This window comes from Streptomyces sp. URMC 124 (genome assembly GCF_051386455.1).
In the GTDB taxonomy this organism is placed as follows: domain Bacteria; phylum Actinomycetota; class Actinomycetes; order Streptomycetales; family Streptomycetaceae; genus Streptomyces.
Window position 1 is genome coordinate 1 of the sequence record NZ_JBPQTS010000264.1, and the last position, 4,862, is coordinate 4,862.

General features: G+C 72.6%; 4 protein-coding genes and 1 pseudogene. 4 read left to right on the forward strand and 1 reads right to left on the reverse strand.

Translation table 11 applies throughout. The features are described 5' to 3' along the window. The 3 genes and pseudogenes from ACSNOG_RS31795 to ACSNOG_RS31805 all read left to right on the forward strand — a co-directional run. A pseudogene (locus tag ACSNOG_RS31795) lies at nucleotides 1-588 on the forward strand (hypothetical protein); the annotation flags it as partial. Between the two features lie 158 nt (nucleotides 589-746). Further along, on the forward strand, nucleotides 747-1,598 hold the full coding sequence (locus ACSNOG_RS31800) for an LLM class flavin-dependent oxidoreductase (RefSeq protein WP_436756172.1): 852 nt from the start codon (nucleotides 747-749) through the stop codon (nucleotides 1,596-1,598). Between the two features lie 230 nt (nucleotides 1,599-1,828). Continuing rightward, a complete protein-coding gene (locus tag ACSNOG_RS31805; protein ID WP_436756173.1) occupies nucleotides 1,829-2,476 on the forward strand; it encodes a hypothetical protein in 648 nt (215 codons plus the stop codon). Between the two features lie 22 nt (nucleotides 2,477-2,498). On the opposite strand, the gene ACSNOG_RS31810 is transcribed toward ACSNOG_RS31805, so the two are convergent. Continuing rightward, nucleotides 2,499-3,953, reverse strand: coding sequence for a glutamate decarboxylase (locus tag ACSNOG_RS31810; RefSeq protein WP_436756174.1), 1,455 nt, complete (start codon nucleotides 3,951-3,953; stop codon nucleotides 2,499-2,501). A 91-nt stretch (nucleotides 3,954-4,044) separates the two neighbouring features. Between ACSNOG_RS31810 and ACSNOG_RS31815 the strand changes: the two genes are divergently transcribed. Then, nucleotides 4,045-4,803: a MerR family transcriptional regulator gene (locus ACSNOG_RS31815; RefSeq protein ID WP_436756175.1), complete on the forward strand. Its 759-nt coding sequence runs from the start codon at nucleotides 4,045-4,047 to the stop codon at nucleotides 4,801-4,803. Nucleotides 4,804-4,862 lie beyond the last annotated feature (59 nt).

Genomic DNA, 4,862 nt, shown 5'->3' on the forward strand with positions numbered 1-4,862 from the left:
GGCTCCAGCAGCAGATCCACCGAGGTGATCGCGCCGAACAGCCGCATCTACGGGCAGTCCGGCCCTGCCGCCGGCGGAGCCGGAGGGGGAGGAGGCGGAGGGGGCGGACGCGGCACCTCGAAGGGCGCCACGGGTGGGCCCGGAGCAACCACCACTGCTGCCGGGGGAGCCGAAAAGCTCCCTTACGTGTCGACGTGGCGGGGCGGCTCGTGCACCGTCGGCGCGACCGGCGGCCCCGGAAGCGCGGGCAGGGCAGGCCGGGCCGGCGCGGCAGTCCCCGAGGGCACGCCCGCCAGGTCCTGCCCGGCGAAGTACGTTGCCGGCGGCACCGGACCTGCCGCCTCCACTCCGAGCATCACCCTGCCGGGCGGAAAGACCTACAACCGGCCGGAAGGCGTGGGCAAGGGCGGCAACGGAGGAGGAAAGTACGCCCCGGGCAAAAACGTGGGCTGCGGGGGCATGGGCGGGATCGTAGGCATCACCATCTCCTCCACTGCCGAGAACCAGAACTCGAAGCCCGGTTCGAAGGGAGAGACGGGCCCGGCCGGCACCAAGGGCGGCGACGGGCTCGTCGTCATCGCCTGGTAGGCCTGCCGTTCCGGGGCCGGGCGGTCGCGTTACCGTCGCCCCACTCTGAAGATCATGCTCTCTGGAAAACGAGCCGTAGAACGGGAGCGGGCCCGCGCACAGCGCGCGGTGCACGGAGGGGCGGCAGCTGCATTCGGCATGCCCTCCGGAGAGTTCTCATGAAGATCGGTCTCGGCCTTCCCATCGACGACCCCGCCCTGCTGCCGAGCTGGGCCCGGCGCGCCGACGCGGGCCCGTTCAGCTCGCTCGGCCTCCTCGACCGGCTCGTCTTCGACAACCCCGAGCCGCTCGTCGCCCTCGCCGCCCTGGCCGGTGCCACGTCCCGCATCCGCGTCCAGACCGAGGTGCTGCTCGCGCCCCACCACGGCACCGCGATGCTCGCCAAGCAGACCGCCACGCTCGACCGCATGTCCGGCGGCCGCTTCACGCTCGGCATCGGCGTCGGCGGCCGGGAGGACGACTGCCTGGCCGCGGGCATCGACATCCGCCGCCGGGGCCGCCGCCTGGACGAGCAGATGACCGCCCTGCGCAGGACCTGGGCGGGCGAACCGTACGGTGAGGGCGTCGGGCCCATCGGTCCCGTGCCCGCGACGCCCGGCGGCCCCGAGGTGCTGTTCGGCGGTTTCAGCCCGGCGGCGATCGAGCGGGTCGGCCGGTTCGGCGACGGCTTCCTGGGCGCCGCGCTTCCGCCGCACTACATGGCACCCCTGTTCCGCGACGCCGAGGCGGTGTGGGAGAAGTACGACCGGCCCGGCCGGCCGCGCCTGGTCGCCCAGGCGAACGTCGCCCTCGGTCCGCAGAGCACCGTCGAGCAGGCCCGGCACACCATCCGTGCCTACTACGACTTCGGCGGCCGCGCGGACCACGTGGCGAACGGCGTCCTCACCACGCCGGAGGCGATCCGCGAGGCGGTCGAGGCGTTCGGCGCCATCGGCGCCGACGAGGTGATGCTCTACTGCTGGTCCTCGGACACCGGCCAGATCGACCGCCTCGCCGACGTGCTGTTCTGAGGCCTCCAGGGCCCGTCCGACGGTCGGTACGGGCCCCGGCCGCAGTGCGAGCGTGGGCCGGGAGCGCCCATGTGCGCCCCGGCGCTCCTGCGCATGCGCCCCCGGCGCCCCCGTGCTTCCGCGGGGTACGCCCCGTTGCTTGTCCCCTCACCTCGGCGCCGCTGGAATGCGCAGCGACGGAACGCTCCACGCCGACCACCGCGAGAGGTGTGAGTCACAACGTGATCCACATGACCGAGACGCTGGCCGTGCACACCATCGAGGGGTTCCTCACCCCCGACGAGACCTCCCACGTCATCAAGGCGCTGGACGAGCACCTCGACGCGACGGGATGGGCTCCCGCGCGCCCCAGCGACGGCATGACGCCGCCCGGCGACGTGCAGGACATCCTCGACGGCGCCGTCGAGCGGGCCCTGCCGGCCATCCGGCGGGTCTTCCCCTCCATCGCCGGAGCCACGCCCTGGGACTACCACGATCTCGGGCCCGGGGACGAGATAGCGCCGCACCTGCACGGCGTGGAAGACCCCTGCGCGCGGCCGCAACGGGTCGCACGGGTGGCCTTCCACCTCCAGGAAGCGGAGCGCGGCGGGGAGTTCTTCGTCGACACCTCCTCCTCCGAAGCCCTGTGGACCGACCGCACCGCCGGACCGGGCAGCGGCTTCCTGCCGGGCACCCGGTTCGCCCGCGAGATCTCGCACCACGCCGCACCGGAGGACCTGGCCGCGCTGCGGCACGTCCCCCGCACCCGCTGGACCAGCGCGCCGCCCGCCGGGACCGCCGTCGTTTACGGCGCGCAGCTCGTACACGGCGTACTGCCGGTGATCGAGGGGCGGCTGCGCAAACTCATCACCAACCTCCTGGACGCCGCGCCCCGCTAGGCCGTGCCGGGGCGGACACGCCTCAGTGGTGGAACGCCGTCGCCACCGTCTCCGGGCGGCCCAGCGGACGCGGCTGGCGGCGGAGTTCCGGGAGGAGGGCCCGGAGGTCGTCCATGAACAGGTCGGCCAGGTCGTGGGAGAAGCCGTTGCGGCAGACGACGCGCAGGACGGACAGGTCCTCGCGGTCGGGCGGGAAGGTGTAGGCGGGGACGAGCCAGCCGCGCTCGCGCAGGCGGCGGGAGACGTCGAAGACGTCGTACGCGTCGATGCCGTCCGCCGTGGTGAAGGCGAAGACGGGGAGCTCGTCGCCGCGGGTGAGGAGGCGGAAGTCGCCCGTCTCCTCGATCATGCCGGACAGGCGGCACGCCACGTCGCGGCCGTTCTGCTGCACCGCGCGGTAGCCCTCGCGGCCCAGCCGCAGGAAGGTGTAGTACTGGGCGGCCACCTGGGCGCCGGGGCGGGAGAAGTTGAGGGCGAAGGTGGGCATGTCGCCGCCCAGGTAGTTGACGCGGAAGACCAGTTCTTCGGGGAGGGCGGTGCGGTCGCGCCACAGGGCCCAGCCCACGCCCGGGTACACCAGGCCGTACTTGTGGCCCGAGGTGTTGATCGAGGCGACGCGCGGCAGGCGGAAGTCCCAGACCACTTCCGGGTCGAGGAAAGGGGCGATCATCGCGCCGGACGCCCCGTCCACGTGGACGGGCACGTCCAGGCCCGTACGCTCCTGCAACGCGTCCAGGGCCGTGCAGACGTCCGCCACCGGCTCGTAGGAGCCGTCGAACGTCGAACCCATGACGGTGACCACCCCGATGGTGTTCTCGTCGCAGAGGGCCGCCGCGGCGCCGGGGTCGATGTGGAAGCGGTCGCCCGCCAGCGGGACCCGGCGGGCCTCGACCTCCCAGAAGGTGCAGAACTTCTCCCAGCAGACCTGGACGTTGGCGCCCATCACCAGGTTCGGCCGGGCGTCGGCGGAGGGGTAGCGGGAGGCGTTGCGCGCGGCCCAGCGCCGTTTGAACGCCAGCCCCGCCAGCATGCACGCCTCGCTCGACCCGGTGGTCGAGCAGCCGGTGGCCGCGGACGGGTCGGGCGCGTGCCAGAGGTCGGCGAGCATGGCCACGCAGCGCTGCTCCAGCTCGGCGGTGCGCGGGTACTCGTCCTTGTCGATCATGTTCTTGTCCCGGCACTCGGCCATGAGCACCGCCGCCTGGGGTTCCATCCAGGTGGTGACGAAGGTCGCCAGGTTGAGCCGGGCGTTGCCGTCGAGCATCAGCTCGTCGTGGACGATCTGGTACGCGGCGTGCGGGGCCATGGGCCCGTCGGGCAGCCGGTGGCGCGGCGGCTCGGCCGCCATCCCGCCGACCGGGTCGGCCTCGCCGTAGAAGAAGGGGTTCACCGCCAGCCGGCGGCGTGCGGAGCGTGCGCCGTGCGCGCCGTGAGCGCCGCGTGCGCCGTGTGCTTCCTCGCCTCGGTGCAGGGCCATGATCGCGACAATACGGACTTGCACCTCACGTAACGGGAGGACGCACCGTGGAGCCCGCAAGCCCGTAACGGGAAAGGAAGAAGGAGCGGAGATGAGCTACTCCGTGGGACAGGTCGCCGCCACCGCCGGGGTGACCGTACGGACGCTGCACCACTACGACGAGATCGGGCTCCTCTCGCCCGGCGGCCGCAGCCACGCGGGCCACCGGCGCTACGAGGACGACGACCTCGACCGGCTGCAGCAGATCCTGTTCTACCGGGAGCTCGGCTTCCCGCTGGAGGAGGTGGCGGCGCTGCTGGACGACCCGGGCGCGGACCCGGTCGACCACCTGCGCCGTCAGCACGGCCTGCTCGTCGAGCGGATCGAGCGGCTCCAGCGCATGGCCACCGCCGTGGAGCACGCCATGGAGGCGAAGAAGATGGGGATCAGGCTCACCCCGGAGGAGAAGTTCGAGGTGTTCGGGGACTTCGACCCCGACGCGCACGCGGAGGAGGCCGGGCAGCGGTGGGGCGGCACGGACGCCTACCGCGAGTCGCAGCGCCGGGCCGCCTCGTACACGAAGGACGACTGGCTGCGGATCCAGGCCGAGGCGAAGGACCTCAACGAGCGCATCGCCGCGCTCATGGGCACCGGTGCGGCCCCGGAGTCCCCGGAGGCCATGGACCTGGCGGAGGAGCACCGGCAGCAGATCCGGCGCTTCTACTACGCCTGCGACTACGAGATGCACGTCAACCTCGCGGAGATGTACATCACAGACGAGCGGTTCACCGCCACCTATGAGGCGATCCGGCCCGGCATGGCCGTCTACTTGCGGGACGCCATTCTTGCCAATGCGGTGCGCAACGCCTGAACGGCGTCGTGCGTCGTGAAGTCGTGCGTCGTGAAGCGGAAGGGGGGGGGGGGGGGGGG

Coding starts and splice junctions, on each gene's coding strand:
- ACSNOG_RS31800 (WP_436756172.1), top strand. CDS start 747: ATGAAGATCGGTCTCGGCCTTCCCATCGACGACCCCGCCCTGCTGCCG.
- ACSNOG_RS31805 (WP_436756173.1), top strand. CDS start 1,829: ATGACCGAGACGCTGGCCGTGCACACCATCGAGGGGTTCCTCACCCCC.
- ACSNOG_RS31810 (WP_436756174.1), bottom strand. CDS start 3,953: ATGGCCCTGCACCGAGGCGAGGAAGCACACGGCGCACGCGGCGCTCAC.
- ACSNOG_RS31815 (WP_436756175.1), top strand. CDS start 4,045: ATGAGCTACTCCGTGGGACAGGTCGCCGCCACCGCCGGGGTGACCGTA.